Source organism: Flavobacterium sp. M31R6 (genome assembly GCF_013284035.1).
In the GTDB taxonomy this organism is placed as follows: Bacteria; Bacteroidota; Bacteroidia; order Flavobacteriales; family Flavobacteriaceae; genus Flavobacterium.
Map to the genome: position 1 here is coordinate 2,847,558 of NZ_CP054141.1, position 24,001 is coordinate 2,871,558.

Sequence of the window (24,001 nt, forward strand, 5' to 3'; positions counted from 1 at the left end):
TGGAATCTAGCAATTTCATGTTTCGTTTTTTTCAAGATTACTTTGTCCGTTCGTCCTCCAGACTCGGGTGCAAATATAATCAATGTTTCGTGAGGGTCAAAACTAGTGAGCTGCAAAAATTGATTCAATTGTAACAAATTTTGATACTCTTTTTATAAAAGTTCCTCAATGTGCTTTTTAATGTTTTCTGCGATTTTTGTAGTAGGTAAATCGTTATCATCGTAACCAAAAGGTTCTTCAATTTCTTCGGAAATTAATTCGATGCTGGCCAATACATAAAAAACAAAAGACACTACAGGAATTACATAATATCCTAATGTAAAAGCGTGAGGAAAAGGCAATGTTAAAATAAAAATAAAGATTATTTTTTTAATGAAAGTACTGTACGAATATGGGATTGGGGTGTTTTTTATTCGTTCACATGCACCACAAATATCAGTAAAAGACTGAATTTCACTATTTAAAACAATCAATTGATCACCAGAAATTTTATTGGCAACATACAAATCGTTTATTTTTTGGAACAGCATCTTAGCGATTTGATTCGGTCTATGTTTGTGATGATCAATCTCTAAGTCAACATGCTCAAACAATTGCATACTTGTTTCTTCATCTTTCAAATGCTTGTTTAACATCGAAGCGTAGCTTGGAATTAGTTTCCTGAAATAAGCCAAATCCCTTTCATCCTTTAATATAACCGAAAGTTTGATAGCGAGATTTCGACTGTTATTAACCAAAGCGCCCCATAATTTGCGCCCTTCCCACCAACGATCATAGGCCGAATTGATTCTGTAAGCCAATAATAAGGAGATAACAAAACCCAATGTAGTATGAATTACAAAAAGGTTTTTGACGTGACTGGTTTCCTCTAATTTAAAATAATCAATCTCCAAGTATGCCACCACACCTGAATAAATTACAATTAAAAATAATATTGGAAATAATTGTCTAATCGTATCCGATCTATGAAAACGAAAGATATAAGCGAACCAAATCTTAGGATTGTATGAAACCATTCTTACTTTTTGGTATAAAAATAGCTAAAAATTAAGATTACCGGCTAATTCCCTTAGTGTAATTTCAGATAATTTTGCTTGGAACTGCGCACTGCTCAAACGAATTCTTGAATTGATAAAATTCAATTGGGCAGCTCTAATCTCAACAGAAGTAATGGTTCCTATTTTAAATTTTTCGGCAGTAATTTCAAGATTTTGCTTAGAAATAGCGGTATTATTAGCTTCTAAATCAATCAGCTCCAAATTGGTCAAATAAACCTGGAAAGCAACTGTCAAATTACTTCGCAATTGATTCAATTGTTTGTCAATCACTAATTTAGAATTATCAACTTGCATTTGGGCAATCTTTTCATTTCTGTTTTGTGCATCGCCATCAAACAAATTCAAAGAAGCCGAAAAACCATAGTTCAAGCCATGCGCAGATGATTGAGTCGTAAAACCAAGGCTCGATTTTGTATCATTAAAATTATATCCCGAATTTAATTTAATTGTAGGATAGCGTTCCCCTTTGATTTGCTTCAATTCTAGTTCGGTTACTTTTTTATTGATGATTTGCATTTCTAACTCTGGATTTTGCTTTTCTGCCAATGCTATCAGATCAACAAGTTTCAGTTTTCGATCTACATTGATTCCTTCAGTAACTTTAAAATCAGTGTTTAAATCTCTCGCCAATAGCTGATTCAAAAGCGTTTTGGCATTAGCATAAGTTTGTTTTTCTTTTAATAAATTACCAAGATCCGTATTCAAATCCACTTGGGCATTCAACACATCCAGTTTGGAATTTTTCCCGATAGTGTATCTGTTTTTGGTGAACTCCAGTCTCTTTTGGGAAATGATAATTGTAGAATCCAAATCAAATAACTTTTGCTGTTCCTGTATCAAATCATAATAAACCGAATTGACACTGCTTACTTTATTGATAATGGTCATTTTCAATTGGGCATCGCTCATATTTTGCAATTCTTTCAATTGATCATATTTGGCAAACATTTTTAAACCATCAAATATGGTCCAATCCAAAGCCACGCCATAATTCAAGTTATTATTTTTGGCGTTTTTTAAGTTTACCGTTGTTCCGTCTGACCGGGTTTGGGAAGTATTCAAAATACTATTATTGTCTGTAGCAACTGCACTTAGGGAAGGCAACATTCCTGCATTTCCAATAGCTACATTTGTTTTGTCAATTTTTAAATTATTATCGGCAATTTTTATTTCATAATTGTTTTCCAATGCAATCTTAACGGCATTTTCCAGAGTAAGCAATTCTTGTGCATTTCCTATTGTGAAGCAGAAGAAAAACAGCAGGAAACTTTTAAAAAACAGTTTGGTATTCATCATTGTTGTTTGTTTAAATAGATGCTAAGACACTAAGTGGCTAAGATTCTAAGTTTTTGATTATATTTTAATTAAGATGCTAAGACTCTAAGCGGCTTTCCCGATAATTATCGGGACTAAGTTAATTTACATTCTTTTCAAAAAATCTTAGTGACTCAGAAACTTAGAGTCTTAGCAACTCAAATTTACTTTTTTACATCGTTTTCATATTCATCAATATGATCAAATTCTGGGTAATGTTTACGAGCCTTAGACCACATTAGATATAAAGCCGGAATTACAAATAGAGTAAGTACCAAAGAGAAAATTGTACCTCCAACGATAACAACCCCCATTCCAATTCTACTTGTTGCAGCGGCACCTAGCGACAATGCAATTGGTAATGCTCCCAACGAAATAGCCAAACTGGTCATCAAAATTGGGCGCAACCTTGACTCTGAAGCTTCCAAAATCGCTTCTAGTTTTGGTTTTCCTTGCTCTCGTAACTGATTGGCAAATTCAACAATCAGGATTCCGTTTTTCGTTACCAATCCAATCAACATAATAGTTCCAATTTGACTAAAAATATTCCAGGTTTGATTGAATAGCCAAAGCGAAAATAAGGCTCCTGCAACCGCCATTGGTACAGTTAATATAATGATAAACGGGTCTACAAAACTTTCAAACTGGGCTGCTAATATTAGAAAAATCAACAATAAAGCCAATCCAAAGGCGAAAGAAGTATTCGAACTACTTTCGACAAAATCTCTCGATTCACCACCTAAATCAGTGGTAAACGAATCATCAAGAACTTTGGCCTTGATCTCGTTCATCGCATCAATTCCATCGCTAAGACTTTTGCCTGGAGCGAGACCTGCGGAAACTGTAGCCGACATGTATCGATTATTATGATACAACTGCGGCGGATTACTTTGTTCTTCTATCTTAACAACATTGTCCATTTGAATGAGTTCCCCTTTATTGTTTTTGACATACATTGATGTTAAATCCAACGGTTTGGAACGATCTTCTCTTTCAAATTGACCAATTACTTGATATTGTTTTCCGTTTCTGATAAAATAGCCAAAACGCTGACCACTTAAGGAAAGCTGTAATGTTTGAGCAACATCTTTCACTGAAATTCCTAAACTTTCTGCTTTTGCTCTGTCGATTGAAACATTAATTTCAGGTTTGTTGAATTTCAAATTCACATCGGTAACAGAGAAGACATCACTTTTTGCAGCTTCATCCATAAACAAAGGAATCTTTTCCCTAAGTTTTTCAAAATTGGGTGCTTGAATAATATACTGAACCGGTAAACCACCACGTCTGTTTACCGCGATAGTAGGCTGTTCAATTACCGATGTTTTAGCTTCGGAATACTGACTAGTCAATTTGGTTAATTTATCTGCAATTTCCTTTTGGGACATTTTTCTTTGATCCGGTTCCACCAATGATACTCGTATAAAACCGCTATTAACAGAAGAAGAGTTAAAACCTGGAGAAGTAATCACCAGACTCACTTTTTTCTCTGGAATAGAATCATCTACCAATTTGGAAACTTCCTGCATAAAACGATCCGTATAATCATAGGAAGAGCCTTCGGGAGTTGTCATACGCATTACGAAACCACTTCGGTCGTCATAAGGAGCCGTTTCTTTTTTCAAAATATTGAAAAACAAATATATCAATCCAAAACAAACAATAAGAATTGGAAAACTTAACCATTTTCTCTTCATAAAACGTTCCAGCGCATTGGCATAAGTGCTGTTTAATTTTTGAAAATAGGGTTCAGTACGAATGTAGAACTTTGATTTCTTTTGTTCCCCGCCTTTCATCAAGTAGGCATTTAGCATCGGGGTTAATGTCAAGGACACAAAAGCCGAAATCAATACGGCAGCTCCAATGACCACACCAAACTCTCGAAACAATCGTCCGACAAAACCTTCGAGGAAAATAACCGGCAAAAATACAGCTGCCAAAGTAATGGATATCGAAATTACTGCAAAGAAAATCTCATTGGATCCTTTTATTGCGGCTTCTATAGGCGACATTCCTTCTTCTACTTTTTTGAAAATATTCTCGGTGACCACAATACCGTCATCCACAACTAGTCCGGTGGCAAGAACAATGGCAAGTAACGTCAATACATTTATAGAAAATCCAAAAAGCCACATAATAAAAAATGTTGCAATCAAGGAAACCGGAATATCGATTAAAGGTCTGAAAGCAATTGCCCAATCCCTAAAAAACAAAAAGATAATTAAAATCACCAATACAATCGATATTCCTAACGTTTCGGCTACTTCAATTACTGATTTTTTTACAAAAACCGTATTGTCAATCGCTATATTTAATTTGATATCACTTGGCAAATCCTTTTTTAAGCGCTCAAACTCTTTGTAGAATGCACTTGCAATATCCAAATAATTGGCACCCGGAAGCGGTACAATCGCCACACCAACTAGTGGAGTACCCGATTGCGTCATTTTGGTTTCAACATTTTCAGGGCCTAACTCTGCTGTACCAACATCGCTAAAACGGACTATTTTTTCACCAACTGATCGAATGATGATATTGTTGAATTGTTCTGGTTTTGAAAGATTTCCAACTGTTTTAACCGTCAATTCGGTATTGTCACCCGTAATTTTTCCAGAAGGCAATTCTACATTTTGGCTATTCAAGGCATCACGAACTTCAGCGACAGTACAACCATATGAAGCTAACTTTTCTGGATTAATCCACAACCGCATCGCATATCTTTTTTGTCCCCAAATTTGAACTCCACTAACACCTGGAATGGTTTCGAGTCTTTGTCCGATTACATTTTCGGCATAATCACTTAGTTCCAGTGCACTTCGAGTATCACTTTGAACAGTCATCGAAATAATAGCATCTCCATTAGCGTCAGCCTTAGAAACAACTGGAGGAGCGTCAATATCTTGCGGTAAATTCCGAATCGCCTGTGATACTTTATCACGAACATCATTGGCGGCTTCTTCTAGATTTTTATCCAAATTAAATTCGACAGTAATTGTGCTGCTCCCTTGAGCACTCGAGGAAGTTACATTTCGAATTCCATCTATAGAATTGATTGCTTTTTCTAAAGGTTCGGTAATTTGGGATTCAATAATATCCGAATTGGCTCCAGTATAGTTCGTTCGAATCGAAACTTGGGCTGGATCTATCGATGGAAATTCTCTAACTCCCAGATAAGTGTAACCTATAATACCAAACAAAATAATCGTTAAGTTCATAACGATGGTCATTACAGGTCTTTTTATGCTTAAAGTGGATAAACTCATAGAGATTTATGATTTTAGAATGCTGATTTAGATTTATCTCTAAAGGCAACTAATCTTTATATTTAATAATTTCTTGTTATGTATTTTTGATTTTAGACTTTATAAAACTGCCATTTTACGGTTCTTTTTTAAAATCTGAAATGCTTCACCAATTCACTTTCGCTCGGGTCAGCAATCATTAATCTTCAATCCAAAATTTATTTTTTTATGCCTAAAATCACTTTTACCTTAGTAGAATCTTTCAAAGACATTACACCACTGGTTAATAGTGTATCTCCTGCTTTTAGGCCGGAAAGCACCAAGATAGAAGCATCCGTTCTGGTAGCTGTTTCTACCATAAGTTCTTTGGCTAAACCATTTTTGGCTATGAATACTTTTTTACCGTTTTGAACTGGAATAATCGCTTCGGTAGGAACGACAATCGCATCTTTTATAATGCTCAAAGGCAATGCTACATTTGCAAAAGTACCTGGCAATAATTTCCCCTGGCTATTTTCGGTAATAGCTCTTACCTGAAGAGTTCGTGTGGTTACAGCAACTTCTGGCTCAATAGCATAGACTGTTGCCGTAAATTTTTCATTAGAACCTTCAACTGTAAAACTCAAAGGCGTATTTGTCTTAACTTGAGAAGCATATTTCTCTGGAATCGAAAAAGTAATTTTCAATTTACTGCTGTTTACTAATTTTGCAACCAAAACTGTTGGTGTAATATAAATTCCTGGCGAAATAGAACGAAGTCCAATTTTTCCCGAAAAAGGGGCACGAACCGATGTTTTCGCAATTTGTGCTTTGATTAATTGGCTTTGCGCTTGAGTTGATTTATGGTCAGCTCTTGCAATATCATATTCTTCTTGACTAATTGCTTCTTTTTGAAGTAATAATTTAGCTCTTCTTTCATTTTCGGCCGCCAACCCTTCTTTGGTATTGGCTTGAGCTAATTGAGCCCTTAATTCAATATCATTAACTTTGAACAATAGTTGTCCTTTTGTCACATTACTTCCTTCCTGAAAATAAATGCCTTCAACAATACCTGAAACTTCCGAACGAATTTCGATTTGTTCGTTGGCTTCGATAGAACCCGAAAGTGATAAATTATTATCAAAAGTTTTAGGATGAACTACAATGCCTGTTACAGTCATTGGTTTATCTTTATCATCTTTGTCTTTTGGACCACTATTTTTGGCATTATTGGAAGAAATTCTGTAGGCAATAAATCCACCAAACCCTATTAACAATAAGGCATAAACAAGATTTTTTATTTTCATTTTATAAATGTAAAAGAAGTTTAACATATCCTTTGATAAGGAAAAGACAAATTTAGGTTTTAGAATTGTGAAAAATTGAATTGTTAATTTTTATTTAACGTTTGTACATACAAATATTAAAGTTAAGCCAAAACTGCTACTTGACTTAAAGGTTTAGACAGTAAAAAAATAGAAAGGTTTAATTGGAAAGGGAAGTTTCTAAGCTACTGAGATGCTAAGATGCTAAGATGCTAAGATTCTAAATCTTTGTTAATTTGCATTTTTGAGATTTAAATAATCCACTTTTATCCATAATAAATAATTAGCCGAATTCCAGTTTGAAATAGGAGTTAAATTATGATTTTGGAGCAGAAAGATGTGGTGTTTTTAGTAAGTATGGAACCCGCTTTCCGTTACAATATTATATGCCGAACCCCGGCATATAATGATTTTAACTGTAAACGAAGTTCACTGAACTCCTATAAAAATAAATGTAAAGTGAAGTAATCGGGGCTAAAGGGAAAGATTTTTGTTTTTTTTTCAGTCATCCAAAAAAAACTTAGAATCTTAGCATCTCAGAACCTTAGTAACTAACTAATATAATTCCAAATATTTTTCTTTTTGGTCAATTCTATAAAAACTGCTTTTAGGATAGCGTTTTCCGGTTTTTGCATAGGAGCATCATCCTTCAGAATTTTTATGGCATAGTTTCTTGCCAACATTAAAATATCCCTGTCTCGAACAATATCGGCAATTTGAAGGTTCAGTACGCCACTTTGTTGAGTTCCCATCAAATCCCCAGGACCACGAAGTTTTAAATCGACTTCGGCTATTTCGAAACCGTCATTAGTACTTACCATAGTTTCCATGCGGGTTTTACTGTCACTTGACAATTTGAAGGAAGTCATCAAAATGCAATAACTTTGATCGGCACCACGTCCCACGCGACCTCGCAACTGATGGAGTTGAGATAATCCAAAACGCTCGGCACTTTCTATAATCATCACGCTCGCATTAGGCACATTTACACCAACTTCGATTACGGTTGTGGCAACCATAATATTGGTTTTACCTTCGGCAAAGCGTTTCATTTCTTCATCTTTGTCTGCAGGTTTCATTTTTCCATGAAGAATTGAAACTGAATACTGAGGTAATGGAAAATCGCGAGAAATACTCTCGTAACCATCCATTAAGTCTTTGTAATCCATTTTTTCCGACTCCTGAATCAACGGATAGACGATGTAAATTTGGCGTCCCAGCGCAATTTCATCCCGAATGAATTTCCAAACTTTCAATCGATTCGAGTCAAAACGATGTACAGTTTGAATGGGTTTTCTACCAGGAGGCAATTCGTCAATAACGGAAATATCCAAATCTCCATATAAACTCATCGCCAAAGTTCTAGGAATAGGGGTGGCCGTCATAACCAAAATATGAGGCGGAACTGTATTTTTCTTCCACAATTTGGATCGCTGTTCCACTCCAAAACGGTGTTGCTCGTCAATAATCGCCAATCCTAAATTTTGAAATTTTACTTTGTCTTCCAATAAAGCGTGAGTACCGATAAGTATTTGTAAAGTACCATTTTCCAACTCTTCGTAAATGATTCTACGAGCCGCTATTTTGGTCGAACCCGTGAGTATTTTTATGTTGATATTTAAGGAAGCTGCCAATTCAGACAATCCTATAAAATGCTGGTTGGCCAAAATCTCTGTTGGCGCCATCAAACAGGCTTGAAAACCGTTATCCAATGCCAACAACATACTCATAAAAGCCACAATGGTTTTCCCGGATCCCACATCACCTTGCAGTAATCGGTTCATTTGGGCATTGCTGCCCATATCGGTTCGAATTTCTTTGATAACCCTTTTTTGGGCATTTGTTAATTCAAATGGTAGGTGATTTTGATAAAAATCATTGAAAAAATCTCCAACTACTGAAAAAGGATGTCCTTTTATTTTATGTTTCCGAATCAAATTCTTCGTTATCAATTGCAATTGAATGAAGAACAATTCTTCAAATTTTAATCGGAATTGGGCTTTCGCCAAAATTTCGGCACTTTTGGGAAAATGTATATTGAATAAAGCTTCGTTTTTGGGAATCAGTTTGAGTTCGCTTGTCAAATAAGAAGGCAGGGTTTCACTGAATAATGCCTGTGTTTCGAGAAACAATTGCTGCATCATTTTGTTTACCACGCGATTCGTTATGCCGCGATTTGCCAACGTTTCGGTTGATGGATAAACGGGCTGCATGGCGGAACGCAAACTTTTCTCGTACTCACTCAACAACTCGATTTCGGGATGCGCCATGCTGTATTGGCTACCATATTGCGCGCATTTTCCAAAAATCACAATAACTTCGTTGAGTTTTAAACTCTCTTTAATCCATTTGTGACCTTGAAACCAGTTGAGATCCATTTGTCCTGTATCATCAACAAATGTGGCTACTAGTCGTTTTTGGTTGCGACCAAATTCAACTGTTTTGATATTAATGATTTTACCAATAATCTGTACTTCGGCAATATTGTTTTGCAACTCATTAATCTTATAATAACGAGTGCGATCAATATAGCGATTCGGAAAAAAATTGACTAAATCTCCGTATTTAAAAATCCCTAATTCCTTACGCAACAACGCGCCCCGATTGGGACCAACGCCTTTGAGGAATTCTATTGGAGTTTCTAGGAGGTTATTGGACATTTTTTAGATTGCAGAATTTAGATTGCAGATTCTAGAATTTAGATTTTTGGAGTCTATTCTCTTTGTTCTATATTCTTTTCTCTTTTTTAGAAAGCGAAGATAGTTTTTTGTTGGGAAATTTGGAAATGGGATTGTTTAGGAAATTCTTATAATTCACAATACCTTTGAAAACAAATTAAAAAAACATAAAATGGTTATCGATAAAATTGAAAATTACAGACTATACAGTAAGCTTACCAAAAGATTGGCTAAAGGATTTGAGTTTATTACCGAAACTGATTTAGTCGCAATAGAATCAGGGAAACACCAAATCGATAATGACGATGTTTTTGCCATTGTTCAAGAATATGACACCAAAGAAGAAAAAGATTGCATCCTGGAAGGGCACCACAAATACATCGATATTCAGTATGTAATTCAGGGGGTTGAATTAATGGGATTTACCCCTTTGACTAATCAGGTTTCTGTTGAAGAAGACCTAGAAAAAGATTATACATTCTATAATGGAGAAACTTCAATGATTAGAGTGGAGGAAGGAATGTTTACCATATTTTTTCCGGAGGATCTTCATAGACCATGTGTAAAAGCAGGACAAATTTCGAAAGTAAAAAAAGTGGTTGTAAAGGTAAAAATTTAACAAACTATCATTTACCATCAATAAACACGATACTTTTACAATTATAAAAAATAAAAAATGACAACTCATCTCGCACTTCTTCGTGGCATCAATGTTTCCGGTCACAATATGATAAAAATGGACGCTTTGAAAACAACTTTAGAAGCTATTGGTTTTCAAAATGTGCAAACGTATATCCAATCGGGAAATGTTTTTGTGGATACTGAGGAGGAAAATGCGGCATCAGTTGGTTTCAAAATCAAACAGGAAATTTTCAAAGCTTTTGGACATGAAGTTCCTATCGTAGTCATTGGAAAATCCGATTTAGAAAAAAGTCTCAAAAACAATCCATTTCTAAAAGAAAAAGACGTTGATTCTAAAAAGTTATATGTGGCTTTTGTTTCCATAGCCTTGCGAAGCGACAATATCAACGATTTAAAAATGAGTCAGGTAAAACCTGATGAAGCAAATATCGACGAAAGTAGAATCTACATAAAATATTCTGTAGGAGCAGGGAAAACGAGATTTGACCAAAAATACATCGAGAAAAAACTTAATGTAACGGCAACCATTCGTAATTGGAATACCGTAACACAGTTGTTGAAAATGTATGAGGAAAGATAAATTCATCTTTTTCAAAAAAATAATTATAATTTGACGCAACCTTTTGCAATTTAAAGCATCTTATTAAGTAACTCCAAAAACTTAAGGATGAAAAGTCTTGCTATTATTGTTGTTTTCCTTGCTGTTTTTTCTTCTTGTACAAAAGACAAAGAAGAAACCACAACTACAACCGATTATCATGGAAAATGGACATTAGTAAAAATGTCTGGCTCTATGATTAATTCGGAAACCACAGGAACTGCAATGGATTGGCAAGATTCCTATTTATTCAACAATGACGGTACATTTACAAAATCCAGAACCCGAAACACAGTAAAAACAACAGTTTCGGGGACATATACTACTCAAAATATTTCTGATGTATTGTATTTAGAATTAACATATCCCAAAGAAAGCGAACTCATAGGAAGCTGTTATGGGAATCTAAAAGAAGAACTTTATTTTTCAGCTTCTGCTACTTTGTCCAGTACCTGGAAAAACTGTGACGGACCTGGATTAGATTACGAAAAGGTAAATTGATTAGGATTGTTTACCCGCATTGTTAATAATTTGATGTTTGGTTAATTTCAATTATTGCAATTTTGGAAAAGAGAACTCTAAAGTGTTTTTACTTTATTGTTCTTTTTTTTATTTATAACCAGATCGCGGTTGTTACTATTTTCTTTTTCTAAATGACAACAAAAAAGACAGAATGCTAACCTTTAGCCCCGATAGCAGTGGAAATCCTTATGGCCCGGGGTTCGGGACATAAGATTGCAACGAAAAGCGGGACGATATTTCCTAAAAACACCTAATTTTTCTGCTCCAAAATTATTAATCAAACTCCCGTTTTTAACATTACATAGGAAGAAAAAAATATGCCAACTGCAAAAAATATTTATATTTACTTCCAATTAATCAAAATCAAATCCTTAAACCAAAACAAAAATGAAATTTAAACTTTCTATTATTCTCACTCTGGCTATGATTTGTTCAACAATAGCTCAGAATGGCAACCCTAATGATTATTTATCGGCTCAATTTCACAAGGAACGAAGAGAGGCTTTACGTAAAAAAATGCCAAAGAATAGTGTAGCGGTATTTTTTGGAAATGCTGTTCGAAATAGAGCAAATGATGTCGATTTTATATACCATCAGGATCCAAATTTTTATTATTTGACCGGATATAAAGAACCTAATTGTGTTTTGGTTATTTTTTCGGATAATCAAACAAATAAAGATGGTAAAACATATAACGAACTGCTTTACGTTCAAGAAAAAAATCCAAGAGCAGAACAATGGACAGGTGTGCGCTTGGGAGTTGATGGAGCCAAAAAAAGTTTAGGTTTTGAGAATGCCCTTAACGGAAAGGAATTTTTAAACTCTGGTATTGATTTTTATAGTTTTAGCAATGTATTTTTTACGGATTTCAAAGATGATTATCGCGACTCTAAGAAAGAAGAGGCTGATTTGTACAAATTAGTCGGTTCATTTAAAGCTCAAATTGGCTACAATACAAAAACAGAAACCAAAACCGATTCTAATATCAAAAATGAAATCAATACAACCAAAACTATTGCTGCAAAAAAAGCGAATATAGACACCAAAGCGATCACAACCTATATGGCGAGTTTACGTGAGGTTAAGTCTAAGGAAGAAATGGTTTTATTGACCAAAGCAGTTCGTATTTCAGCAATGGGACAACGCGAAACAATGAAAGCAATGCATCCAGGAATGTCTGAAGCAGAGATTCAAGGAATTCACGAATTTGTGTATAAAAAATATGGCAGTGAGTATGAAGGATACCCTTCCATAGTAGGAGCCGGAAACAATGGTTGTGTTTTGCATTACATCGAAAACAGCAAGATGAAGGTTGAAAATGATTTGGTTTTAATGGACTTAGGAGCTGAATACCATGGTTATACTGCCGATGTAACAAGAACAATTCCTGCCAACGGTAAATTTTCACCAGAGCAAAAAATCATCTATGATTTGGTTTATGAGGCTCAAGAGGCAGGTATTGCAACAGTTAAAATTGGAAATAGCTTTACCGACCCAGATAAAGCCGCTCGTGATATTATCACCAATGGTTTAATGAAATTAGGAATCATTAATAAGGCTGAAGACTCCAGAAAATATTTCCCTCATGGAACTTCACACCATATAGGACTGGATGTGCACGATCCAGGTATGTACAACACATTCGAGAAAGATATGGTATTAACGGTAGAACCTGGAATTTATATTCCAAATGGTAGTGATTGTGATAAAAAATGGTGGGGAATTGCGGTACGAATCGAAGACGACATATTAGTAACAGATAATGCTCCTGTAAATTTATCTAGTGAAGCCCCGAGGAAATCAAGTGAAATAGAAGCGCTTATGGCTGAAAAAAGTCTTTTTGATAATTATAATTTACCAAAACTAGACTAGAACGTTTATTTAAAGTGATATGGCTGTCCATAATTCGTACATGTCTTTTTTTGCCACAGATTCAAAAGATTAACACAGATTATATAGATCCTATTGAAGAAATCTGTGTTAATCTTTTGAATCTGTGGCTAATTTTATAGCTTTGGTACTAGTCGCGGACAGTCTATAAAATAAACCTAAAAGCTCCGTATTTCTTAAATTACGGAGCTTTTTTATATACTTATTTTGAAAGCAGATCGCAATACCAAAATCCGTAATCAAAAGCATCCGAAGCTGAAGTATCACAAGCGGTATCAGATGAATCTTCCTCTTTTGGTTTTTCATATTTGCGATAAACCACTTCCCCAACTTCAAACTGAATCGGTTTACTAAAAATGGGCCCATCAAAAGTAAACGTATGGAATTCTCCATTTTCGCCACAAACATCCACATTTTCAGGTAAATCATTGATAAAATCTTGATCAATGACACGTCCTACAAAACTCTTGTCTAAAAATCGTTCGTTGACACAAACCACAATTGTTTTGAAGCCTAATGCGATGAATTCCTGAATCAAATCTAGAGTTGGCACTTTCCAAAGCGGAAACACTCCTTCAAAACCTATTTCGGCTAATTTATCTTCTCTGTATTTCCTCAAATCTTCCAGAAAAATATCTCCAAAAATAGAATGAGTAACGCCTTGATTCTTCAATTTGGAGAGCGTAGTTTGCATAACTGCTTCGTACACTTCCATAGTCGGCATTTCTGGAATTTGCATAATTTCAAGCGCTAATCTAATGCTTTGGGCTTGTTGTTCTAATAATTCTACCCGAACACCGTGCATAGAAATACGTTGAAACTGCTGATTTACACTGGTTAACAAACAGCTGATTTCGTATTCATCATTTTGCTGAATTTTGTACAGTGCCAAGGCAGAATCTTTGCCGCTGCTCCAATTAAATAGGGCTTTCTTTTTCAATTGTTTTCTATTAATTTATTCTGGAAGTAAACTTACAAATTATGTTCGATTTGTTGGTAAAACCTTTGTAACTTTGGATAACTTAGCAACAAATTCAATTTTAATGAAGTATTTTTTCCTATTTCTATCCACATTTGCATTCGCACAACAAACCAAATCGGTTGATTTTAAATATGTAAATGGGCAAATATCAATTAATCCAAATAATAAAAGTATTGCAGGTGCGATTACTTATTGTTTTGAAGTGCTGAAACCTATTGACACCATCAAAATTGATGCGCAGAATATGACTTTTTCAGAAGTGGAACTGAATGAAAAAAAAATCCCATTTACAACTAACGGAAAAGAATTGATATTAATTTATCCGTTCCAAAAAGGAAAAAACTCAGTTCAATTTACATACGAAGCCAAACCCAAACAAACCATGTATTTTGTAGGTTCTGAAGAAACAGACAATTTACAGATTTGGACACAAGGACAAGGAAAATACACCAGTCATTGGTTTCCGAGTTTTGATGATGTCAATGAAAAGGTGATTTTCAACATGGATATTGTTTTTGATTCGAAATACCAAGTGGTATCCAACGGTATTTTAAAAAACAAGGTCGAAAATAATGGTGTAATATATTGGAGTTATCAAATGAAAAAGCCAATGAGTTCCTATTTATTGATGATTGCAATTGGAAAATATGATAGAGGAACACAAAAAGCCAAATCAGGAATTCCATTAGAAATGTATATAAATCCAAAAGATATTGCTAAACAAGAACCTACCTATCGATACTCTAAAGAAATATTTGACTTTCTGGAAAAAGAAATAGGAGTGAAGTACCCTTGGGAAATCTATAGACAAGTTCCGGTTTCTGAGTTTTTGTATGCTGGTATGGAAAATACAAGTACTACGTTATTTACAACCCGATATGTTGTTGACAACATTGGCTTTGAAGATCGAAGTTATACCAATGTGAATGCCCATGAACTGGCTCATCAATGGTTTGGCGATTTGATTACGGCACAAAGCGGGAAAGACCATTGGCTTCAGGAAGGATTTGCAACTTATTATGCATTATTAGCCGAAAAGGAAATTTATGGGGAAGATTATTTTTATTCTAAATTATACGAATCGTCTATGCAACTTAAACAGGCCTCCAAAACCGATACCATTCCGGTACTGAACGCCAAAGCCAGTTCGTTGTCATTTTACAAAAAAGGGGCTTGGGCGTTACATGTTCTGCGCGAAGGAATAGGGGAGAAAGCCTTCAGAAAAGCAGTGAAGAATTATCTAAAGAAATATGCGTACAAAAATGTGACAACGCAAAATTTCTTCGAAGAAATCAAAAAAGTATCTAATTATGATTTGGAAAATTTCAGTAAAGTTTGGTTGGAATCATCAGCTTTTAATAGCGAAATAGCCAATGGATTATTAGCTAAAAATAAAGCAATGCAAGTACAGCTTGAAGTTGCCAAACTCAGAAACAAACCGTTGGCAGACAAATATGCTTTTTTCGAAAAAACACTGGAATCGGATGTGTATTTTACCGTAAAAGCGTCTATTGTTGGCCAATTAATGAAAGAGAAATTCGAAGATAAAAAACAATTATTGCTATTGGCGTTGCAAACCCAAAATATTCAAGTTCGTCAAGCTGTTGCAAGTACGCTACAAAAAATACCCGAAGAATTCAGAACCGATTACGAAACATTGCTGGATGATAAATCCTATCAAACCCAAGAATTTGCACTGTATTATTTGTGGAATAGTTTTGAAAATAAAAGAGCGGAATATTTAGCAAAAACCAAAGATTGGGTAGGATTTAATGATTTCAATCTGCGTATTTTATGGTTGTCATTGGCCATTTCAACACCTGAATATTCAGCCAATAAGGAAACCGTTCTTCAGGAATTGATTAATTATTCTTCGACTAATTATGAAGCCACAACACGACAAAACGCTTTGGAATACCTAATTAATTTTGACGTTATCAACGAGGCTGTTTTGAAGAATTTAGTCAATGCCACCACGCATCATATGTGGCAATTTTCTAAATTTGGAAGAGAAAATATTCGGATTTTATTAAAAAATCCTGAAATCAGAACTACGTTCCAAACTATATTACCTAGTTTGAACGAAAAAGAACAATTTCAATTGAATAGATTACTCAAAGAATAAAGATTTAAGAATTTTGATTAACGATCTGAGAATTCAGATGTAAATCAAAAATCGTTAATCAGCAATCAAAAATCTAAAATCATGCGAGCACTAGTAATTTCAGGAGGAGGCAGTAAAGGCGCATTTGCAGGTGGTGTCGCCCAGTATTTGTTGCAAAATAAAGGACGGAATTACGATCTATTTTTAGGAACATCTACCGGAAGCTTGCTAATTCCGCATTTGGCATTAGGGAATATTGAGAAACTCCATACAATTTACACGAGTGTCAATATGGATCAGATATTTGACATCAATCCTTTTATTATCAAAAAGAAAAACAAAATAAATTACGTAACTATAAACCATTTTAATGTCATTCGGCAATTTTTGAGAGGAAAACGAACTTTTGGCGAAAGCAAAAACCTTCAAAAATTTATCAAAACCAATCTAACGGTTTCTGAATTTGAATACCTGAAATCGTTACCAATAGATGTCATTGTAACCGTTACCAATATTTCCAAAAACGAAGCTGAATACAAATCCATTAAAGACTGTACGTACAATGAATTTTGCGATTGGATTTGGATATCGAGTAACTACATTCCGTTTATGAGTTTGGTCAAAAAAGGGGGATGTGAATACGGTGATGGTGGATTTTCAAGTTTGGTACCCATTCGTGAAGCCATTCATCGCGGTGCCACCGAAATAGACGTTATTATCTTGGAAACCGAAATCACATTGACCAAAACCACTTTGGGAAAGAACCCCTTTTCACTAATGATTGATTTGTTTCTGTTTTCTTTGGATCAGCTTGGGAAACATGATGTCTCTATAGGAAAACTGTCCGCTACAAACCATAATGTAAAACTCAATTTATACTACACCCCAACCAAACTAACCAATAATGCACTCATTTTTGATCAAAAGAAAATGAAAAAATGGTGGCAACTTGGATTTTTATATGCCCAAAACAAAAGCGAAGTGATGAGTGAAATGAGGTGATGAAAAAGATCCTAAGATTCTAAGTTGCTAAGACTCTAAGACAAAAAAGTCCGAATCTTAGTTTCTCAGAATCTTAGAAACTCAAAAGTTACCACATCTGGCTCACTTCTTTTTTGATATATCCCAGGGCAGCACTGCTTGGTGTTTGTCTATCCATCAAATCATTCAATAAAGCTTCTCTCAATTGATCGGCGTTATTCACAGCAGGGCTCAAAGCCGCTTTACGAATCATCTGAATTGTAGCATTCTTGGCAGTCGTGATGATTGTCCAACACTCATCAGTCATGTAGATTTGTTGCGCTAAATTGTGTTCAAATTCTTGTTCAATTTGAGCAATAACAAAATTGCTGTAATCATTTTTATCCGTCGAAATTGGAGAAATTCTAATCAATAAATTGGAAAGACTAATACGCTCCAAAAACAAAGTCATACGCTCATAAGCTTGCAAACGCAAGGGCATAGAGTTTTTTTGTCCCTCTTTCATCAATAAATAGCGACGTCTTCCTTCCTCATTTTTAGTGTGTAAATTAAAAAAGTAATAAGCAACCATCCCTGTGATAATGGCTGGCAAGGTATAACTCAGTAGTTCAAGCAATTTTGATAAATCCATTTTGTTTTCGTTTTAAAAAAAGCAAAAATAATGTTTTTGAAACTAAATCAATCGCAAATTTATCGCAATAATATAAAGTGGATTGGTATTTTTGTCTTTTCTCGCTAAGCCGCAGAGTCCCAAAGTTTCAAACTGTTTTCTTTGCCTCTTCGTGCCTTTTCGAGCAAAATGAAGCTCAACTCAAAGACAGAGCGCTGAACTTCAAAATAATTATTCCGAATTGAAACTTATTGTATGGAAACCTACATCATCGTATTACTTTGTTTAGCTGCCTTTTTCGCGGGATTTATAGATGCCATTGTAGGAGGAGGTGGACTTATACAAACACCTGTGGGGCTCATACTTCTGCCCAATCTTCCCGTTTCAACCGTGATAGGATCTTTGAAAATCCCTGCCTTTAGTGGCACCTCATTTGCAGCTTACCAATACTTAAAAAGAGTCACTATCAATTGGAGAATCCTAATTATTATGATGCTGTTGGCTTTTCCTGCTGCCTTTTTGGGATCGACATTATTGACCTATGTGAGCAATGATTTCATGAAACCTATACTACTTGTAGTCCTTTCTCTCTTAGCTATTTATACGTATGCAAAGAAGAATTTCGGGCAACATCAAGTTAGAGACCTTTCTGCCAGAACTCAAATTTTGAATGCTGTGGGAATCAGTTTTGTGGTGGGTTTTTACGACGGATTCATAGGACCAGGAACTGGAAGCTTCTTGGTTGTTGCTTTCATCGCAATAATGGGATTTGATTTCCTGCATGCTTCTGCAAATGCCAAGATGGTCAATCTCGCCACCAATTTTGGTTCAATCTGCCTGTTTATGCTCAAAGGCAAAATCATTTGGGCCATCGCCTTACCCATGGCTGCCAGCAACGCAATAGGAGGGTGGATAGGCGCCAAACTCGCCATCAATCGAGGGAACAAATTTATCCGAATCTTCTTTTTGGTAGTTGTTATAAGCACACTGCTACGTTTTGCCTACGATGTCTTTTTCAAGTAATATTTATTGTTATTTGGGCGTAACCTCCACTAGAAAAAAGGGCAACCAATAATACTGCTTATACGCCCTTTTTCCTATTGGCGGTCAGGCTATTCGCGCTACTTTGGTAGCTTGCTGCTATCCTTTACGCGAACAAAACGGATTTAAGGAAAAATGAAGATATTTTGGTATTTTTAAGAACTTTTAAAAATAATTATTCTAAGATTTAATGCGTATTTTTTTTATATTTTAGCAATATTGAAAATGATTTAATCACACAAATCTAAAGTTATGCGTCAGTTTAACCGAACGAATCCAAAAACAGAAATTAATATTTATGAAAGCTAACAAGAAAATTTTATTTATTCCGATTTTCTTTATTTGTGTATTGACGATAAATTATTTTTGTTATACTTATTATTCAAAAAAAGAATTTAAGCAGAAAATAAATTTTTCGATTGCTAAAATTAATATTACTCCTGCCCTGAGATGTGAGTTATATGATAAAAATGGAACTGAACTAGATTTAAATAGTTATACTTTTTTTAAAACTGACAGTTTAAGAACAAATGATAGTATTGTGAAAAAAGAAAACTCATCAAAAATGTTAGTTTACAGAAAAAATAATAGTGGAAAATATATCATTTTCTCAGAATTTCAACCAGATTGAATAAAAACCGAACGCACAACAGCTACTACAACGGATTTTGGTAATTGTCTTAATGGGCAGTTGGTTTTGTATTTGGAATATTTGACAAATCTGAATGATAGGCTTAATTTAATCCCAAACCAGCAAACATCAACAAATTTTAAACTCCGAACCAAACAAAATGCTACAGAACAAAAACACAATCGAAGTCCCAAAAGTAAAGTTTGATGAAAATGAAAATTTAGTAATTATAGCTTCGCCAACTTCATCCAAACATGATTTTGATTTTTATCAGGGGAAATGGAAACTCAAAAATCGCAAACTAAAATCACGATTGAACAACTGTAAAGAATGGATTGAGTTTGAATCTACTCAGGAAATGTATAGCATACTGAATGGCATTGGAAATATTGACAATTATCTTGCAACATTTGATGGTGAGCCTTTTGAAGGAATGTCATTGAGACTTTTTAATCCAAAAACAAAACTTTGGACTATTTACTGGGCTGACTCCAATGAAGGAGTTTTACAGCCAGGTGTTGTGGGTTCGTTTGAAAACAGCATCGCTCATTTTTTTACCAAAGACACTTTTAATGGGAAGGAAATAATTGTTGTATTCCGTTGGGATGCGAGGGACAAAGAGAATCCCATTTGGAGTCAGGCATTTTCGGACGATAAGGGAGAAAACTGGGAATGGAATTGGTATATGTTTTTTAGTCTTTTTGATAAAATTTAAAAACAAACACGAATTTCACGGATTGTCACTAATTACTTTCTGGAATTATTACGATACTGCAACAACCACATCGATTAGTGATAATTAATAAAATTCGTGTTTAATTAGAATTTACTAATAATCATTTATCAACACATTCAACGGTTGTAAATTTATATTTGACTTTTTCAAAATCGATTGGGGTGCCTTTGGCAAAATAAGAGCGTCCCAAATAAGTTTCTATTTTCCCACTGCCCAGAATGAGTTCGTTACCTTTTTTTAACATTGCCATTGGATTTTTGAATATTTTTTTATCATACGTTCCCTGAAAAAAGGTGTAGTCTACAAATAAGGTGTCTCCATGAAACCCACCGACAATTTTTCCAGTTTTTACAGGCATATCCATAATTTTCATCACCATATCTCCTGTGATTTTATTATCTTTTAAAGTGTTGATTTTTAATTCAATTGTATCATTCTCATACAACGCTTTATAGCATGCCACACTAATAGGCTCTTCAACCTTGGCTTTGGCAGCTTCAACATCTTTTTGGGGTTCATTTTTTTTACAGCTTTGGAGTCCAATGCAAGCCAATAACAAACAGAATAGGCCTAAATTTTTCATAGTAGTACAGATTTTAATTAATAAACTAATAGCATAGCTAATTTACGAATAAATAACGTGCATTGATAGATTCTGCATTTTATATTTTGCAGGACAATTAACTCAATAAAATAATTGTATCAAGAAATATATTTATGTATAATTTTTAAAAAAAATATTTTATAGCACTGATAATCAGATTCATTTTGCAATCATATAAGAAATTTGTATTAACTTTGATAAAAGAAATTTTACAAACAATTTAATATACTTATACTATGAAAAAATTAAATGTTATTTGGGTAATGTTGATGATTTGTGTTATTGGCACGACATCTATATTCGGACAATCAGACTCTAAAAAGGATAAAATTATAGCTGACAGCAATACGTCAAAAGCTGAGTTTATTAAAACCGACCATCTCATGAAATCAATTTTTGACAATGCCTACGGCTATGTCATTTTTCCGAATGTTGGTAAGGGTGGAGTCGGAGTTGGAGGAGCAGCTGGTAATGGAGCTGTTTATGAAAATAATCATTTGATAGGCATGGCAAAGTTATCTCAGTTAAGTATTGGTTTTCAGGCTGGAGGGCAAGCATATCGTGAGGTAATATTTTTTGAGTCAAAATCGGCAATGGAACGTTTTAAACAAAGTAAATTTGAGTTTGCAGCTCAAGTTTCAGCCGTAGCCGCAAAAGCTGGCGCTTCAGGAAATGCAAAATATACTAACGGTGTTATGGTGTTTACCATGCAAAAAGGAGGACTTATGTATGAGGCTTCTGTTGGAGGACAAAAATTTAAATTTAATAAAATATAATTTTTGCTTGTGAAAGCAATGATTGAAATATAATGGTTTTATAAAAAAGCTACAATACACAAAAACCATAAGCTATGATTTAAACAAAATCATAGCTTTTTTTATTTTTCTTCTAAGGAAAGTAGTTTCATTATAGCAATAGTATATCCGTTTTTCGAAATATTCATTACGAAATACTAAGCAATTTCTAAACCTTTGGGAAATACCTATGTATGATTATTTTAATGACAATCAATAAATTGACAAGCTAACAATTGTTAATTTTAATTTAAATATTCAGTTCCAACCCAATATCATAAATATTTGGCATTAAACTTGTACTCAAACTGATACAGATTTAAACATTTAGAGACAGTAATACAAGTTTGAATACTGCCATACAATTATTTATAATATAAGGTAATCATGAAAAATATAATTCCTGAAATTGATACAAATCATGTAAGAGAATTTATAGATCAAAAAGACAATAAATTCGAATATGATCAAAATCAATATTCAATAGTAGAGCAAAAACAAAAGAAAAAAAAATCGTCAAAGTTTATTAAAGGAAAAGTCAAAGTTTATAATAGCAGAGCAAAACTTATAAATAGTGAATACCATGACGACGAATCAGAATTAAATCTAGTTTCAGAAAGAATGTTACTTTTCTTGAAATTTACTTTTCTTTTTTTGATACTGACTGTTTTCTTCTTATTCCTTAAAAAAAGCATCTAAAAAAAACATAACGAATTGAGTTTATAGTAATCATTCAATAACAGCGATTTAGTTCGTGTTTTTGTTATAGCCTAGATGTAATTCGTCGCATAATGCGTCAAAAAAAAAAGTACTACATATAAAAACTAAAAGCTACGATCTTAAAAAGTCGTGGCTTTTTTTTATCTTTAAAATATCTAGGCTAAATAACTATACAATTTTTAAAATTACCGCATGGCAAAAAATAAGACAATTGAAACCGAAAATAGTGTCGCCGATTTTTTAGCATCCATAAATGATGTGAAAAGGTGTTAAGACTGTAAGTCAATAATCGACTTACTAAACAAATTATCCGGTTATGAATCCAAAATGTGGGGGACAGCGATTGTTGGTTTTGGTATTTATAATTACAAATACGAAAGTGGGCATGGTGGAAATGCACCACTTGTCGGGCTTGCTTCACGGAAAAATGCCATAACGGTGTATCTTGCTTCCACTTTTGAAGAAAAAGAAACATTACTTTCCAAATTAGGAAAACATAAAACTAGTAAAGCGTGTTTATACATTCAAAAATTAGAAGATATTGATATCCCTATATTGGAACAATTGGTACAAAAATCGATTGCCCGTATTAAGGAGTTGTATCCAAATTGATCTTAATAACCAAATAACTTCTATTTTTATCTTTCAAATAAAAACCAAATCTTCTCGCAAAACATGAAACTACAGTTTTCAAAAAATGATTTCCCAGCAAATCCCAAGATAAAAGAAAATTTTGTTTTGGAATTCAACGATGAGTTTGAAAAAGATACAATCAATACCGAAAATTGGTTTCCGTTCTATTTACCACAATGGAGTTCGAAGAAAATGTCCCAGCCACAATATGAAATTAATAATGGTAATTTGGTTTTACAAATTACAGAAGAACAAAAGCCTTGGTGTCCCGAATTTAACGGAGATGTAAAATGTTCTTCAATTCAAACAGGCGTTTTTTCCGGAGAAGTTGGCAGTGCCATTGGACAGCACAAATTTAATCCAAATTGTGTGGTAAGAGAAAAGCAAAACGCAGCCAAAACCTATTTGCCTCAATATGGATTTTTTGAAATTAGAGCCAAATCATTAGATACCCAATCAAATGTTGTGGCTTTGTGGATGATAGGATTTGAAGACAGACCCGAAAAATCAGCGGAGATTTGCATTTTTGAAGTTAAAGGTTTTAATGTTCAGAAAAACAAAGCTAAAATTGGCTATGGAATTCATAAATTCAATGACCCAAAATTAAAAGAAGCCTTTTATGAAGATGATTTTGACATTGATGTCACCCAATTTCATATTTATTCGGCTGAATGGACTCCTGAAAAAGTGATTTTCTATATTGACAACCAAAAAATTAGAGAGATTAAACAATCTCCAAATTATCCAATGCAATTTATGTTAGGCATCTATGAAATTCCCACAGAAATTGAGGACAAAAAAGACAAAATCTATCCTAAAAACTTTGTAATCGATTATGTCAGGGGTTACAAACATAAATAATTTTACTCTATCTCTTTTACTTTATAATAAAACCCGTTAGTTTCCAACTGACTTTA

21 protein-coding genes are annotated in these 24,001 nt (G+C 34.1%); 13 read left to right on the top strand and 8 right to left on the bottom strand.

Annotated elements, in window-relative coordinates; all coding sequences use genetic code 11:
* Positions 1-152: 152 nt before the first annotated feature.
* From HQN62_RS11650 to recG, 5 genes are all read right to left on the bottom strand, one after another.
* Entirely contained in the window at positions 153-1,016 is an 864-nt protein-coding gene (locus HQN62_RS11650; protein ID WP_173504471.1) for a bestrophin family protein, read from the bottom strand.
* Positions 1,017-1,040: 24 nt separating this feature from the next.
* Positions 1,041-2,351: a TolC family protein gene (locus tag HQN62_RS11655; protein WP_173505567.1), complete on the bottom strand. Its 1,311-nt coding sequence runs from the start codon at positions 2,349-2,351 to the stop codon at positions 1,041-1,043.
* A gap of 185 nt (positions 2,352-2,536) precedes the next feature.
* A complete protein-coding gene (locus tag HQN62_RS11660) occupies positions 2,537-5,635 on the bottom strand; it encodes an efflux RND transporter permease subunit (RefSeq protein WP_173504472.1) in 3,099 nt (1,032 codons plus the stop codon).
* 197 nt (positions 5,636-5,832) lie between these two features.
* Positions 5,833-6,900: an efflux RND transporter periplasmic adaptor subunit gene (locus HQN62_RS11665; protein WP_173504473.1), complete on the bottom strand. Its 1,068-nt coding sequence runs from the start codon at positions 6,898-6,900 to the stop codon at positions 5,833-5,835.
* A gap of 569 nt (positions 6,901-7,469) precedes the next feature.
* On the bottom strand, positions 7,470-9,578 hold the full coding sequence (gene recG, locus HQN62_RS11670; protein ID WP_173504474.1) for an ATP-dependent DNA helicase RecG: 2,109 nt from the start codon (positions 9,576-9,578) through the stop codon (positions 7,470-7,472).
* 190 nt (positions 9,579-9,768) lie between these two features.
* Here recG and HQN62_RS11675 point away from each other — a divergent pair, with 190 nt between their 5' ends.
* The 4 genes from HQN62_RS11675 (at position 9,769) to HQN62_RS11690 (ending at position 13,230) form a co-directional block, all read left to right on the top strand.
* On the top strand, positions 9,769-10,215 hold the full coding sequence (locus tag HQN62_RS11675) for a NanQ anomerase/TabA/YiaL family protein (protein WP_173504475.1): 447 nt from the start codon (positions 9,769-9,771) through the stop codon (positions 10,213-10,215).
* A 57-nt stretch (positions 10,216-10,272) separates the two neighbouring features.
* The gene (locus HQN62_RS11680) at positions 10,273-10,818 is read left to right on the top strand and encodes a DUF1697 domain-containing protein (protein ID WP_173504476.1); all 546 of its coding nucleotides are present in this window, start codon (positions 10,273-10,275) and stop codon (positions 10,816-10,818) included.
* Positions 10,819-10,905: 87 nt separating this feature from the next.
* On the top strand, positions 10,906-11,337 hold the full coding sequence (locus HQN62_RS11685; protein ID WP_173504477.1) for a hypothetical protein: 432 nt from the start codon (positions 10,906-10,908) through the stop codon (positions 11,335-11,337).
* Between the two features lie 408 nt (positions 11,338-11,745).
* A complete protein-coding gene (locus tag HQN62_RS11690) occupies positions 11,746-13,230 on the top strand; it encodes an aminopeptidase P N-terminal domain-containing protein (RefSeq protein ID WP_173504478.1) in 1,485 nt (494 codons plus the stop codon).
* A gap of 220 nt (positions 13,231-13,450) precedes the next feature.
* On the opposite strand, the gene HQN62_RS11695 is transcribed toward HQN62_RS11690, so the two are convergent.
* Positions 13,451-14,188, bottom strand: a complete 738-nt coding sequence (locus HQN62_RS11695; RefSeq protein WP_173504479.1) for a Dph6-related ATP pyrophosphatase — start codon at positions 14,186-14,188, stop codon at positions 13,451-13,453.
* A 103-nt stretch (positions 14,189-14,291) separates the two neighbouring features.
* Here HQN62_RS11695 and HQN62_RS11700 point away from each other — a divergent pair, with 103 nt between their 5' ends.
* Together HQN62_RS11700 and HQN62_RS11705 are read left to right on the top strand one after the other, a co-directional pair.
* A complete protein-coding gene (locus HQN62_RS11700) occupies positions 14,292-16,355 on the top strand; it encodes a M1 family metallopeptidase (protein WP_173504480.1) in 2,064 nt (687 codons plus the stop codon).
* 81 nt (positions 16,356-16,436) lie between these two features.
* A complete protein-coding gene (locus HQN62_RS11705; RefSeq protein ID WP_173504481.1) occupies positions 16,437-17,336 on the top strand; it encodes a patatin-like phospholipase family protein in 900 nt (299 codons plus the stop codon).
* A gap of 88 nt (positions 17,337-17,424) precedes the next feature.
* On the opposite strand, the gene HQN62_RS11710 is transcribed toward HQN62_RS11705, so the two are convergent.
* Positions 17,425-17,946 (bottom strand): DUF7935 family protein, encoded by a 522-nt coding sequence (locus HQN62_RS11710; RefSeq protein ID WP_173504482.1) that lies wholly within the window; start codon positions 17,944-17,946, stop codon positions 17,425-17,427.
* A 234-nt stretch (positions 17,947-18,180) separates the two neighbouring features.
* On the opposite strand from HQN62_RS11710, the gene HQN62_RS11715 reads away from it, so the two are divergent.
* The 3 genes from HQN62_RS11715 (at position 18,181) to HQN62_RS11725 (ending at position 20,312) form a co-directional block, all read left to right on the top strand.
* Entirely contained in the window at positions 18,181-18,948 is a 768-nt protein-coding gene (locus tag HQN62_RS11715) for a sulfite exporter TauE/SafE family protein (protein ID WP_173504483.1), read from the top strand.
* Positions 18,949-19,264: 316 nt separating this feature from the next.
* Positions 19,265-19,597 carry a hypothetical protein gene (locus HQN62_RS11720; protein ID WP_173504484.1) on the top strand — a complete coding sequence of 111 codons (333 nt, stop codon included), beginning with the start codon at positions 19,265-19,267 and terminating at the stop codon, positions 19,595-19,597.
* 160 nt (positions 19,598-19,757) lie between these two features.
* Positions 19,758-20,312: a hypothetical protein gene (locus tag HQN62_RS11725; protein ID WP_173504485.1), complete on the top strand. Its 555-nt coding sequence runs from the start codon at positions 19,758-19,760 to the stop codon at positions 20,310-20,312.
* Positions 20,313-20,433: 121 nt separating this feature from the next.
* On the opposite strand, the gene HQN62_RS11730 is transcribed toward HQN62_RS11725, so the two are convergent.
* Positions 20,434-20,916, bottom strand: coding sequence for a hypothetical protein (locus HQN62_RS11730; RefSeq protein WP_116798160.1), 483 nt, complete (start codon positions 20,914-20,916; stop codon positions 20,434-20,436).
* A gap of 257 nt (positions 20,917-21,173) precedes the next feature.
* On the opposite strand from HQN62_RS11730, the gene HQN62_RS11735 reads away from it, so the two are divergent.
* The 4 genes from HQN62_RS11735 (at position 21,174) to HQN62_RS11750 (ending at position 23,945) form a co-directional block, all read left to right on the top strand.
* The gene (locus tag HQN62_RS11735; protein WP_116798159.1) at positions 21,174-21,713 is read left to right on the top strand and encodes a lipid-binding SYLF domain-containing protein; all 540 of its coding nucleotides are present in this window, start codon (positions 21,174-21,176) and stop codon (positions 21,711-21,713) included.
* Between the two features lie 405 nt (positions 21,714-22,118).
* Positions 22,119-22,430, top strand: coding sequence for a hypothetical protein (locus HQN62_RS11740; protein ID WP_173504486.1), 312 nt, complete (start codon positions 22,119-22,121; stop codon positions 22,428-22,430).
* Positions 22,431-22,778: 348 nt separating this feature from the next.
* Entirely contained in the window at positions 22,779-23,063 is a 285-nt protein-coding gene (locus tag HQN62_RS11745) for a DUF1801 domain-containing protein (protein ID WP_254454435.1), read from the top strand.
* Between the two features lie 63 nt (positions 23,064-23,126).
* On the top strand, positions 23,127-23,945 hold the full coding sequence (locus HQN62_RS11750) for a glycoside hydrolase family 16 protein (RefSeq protein WP_173504487.1): 819 nt from the start codon (positions 23,127-23,129) through the stop codon (positions 23,943-23,945).
* The last annotated feature ends 56 nt before the right edge of the window (positions 23,946-24,001 follow it).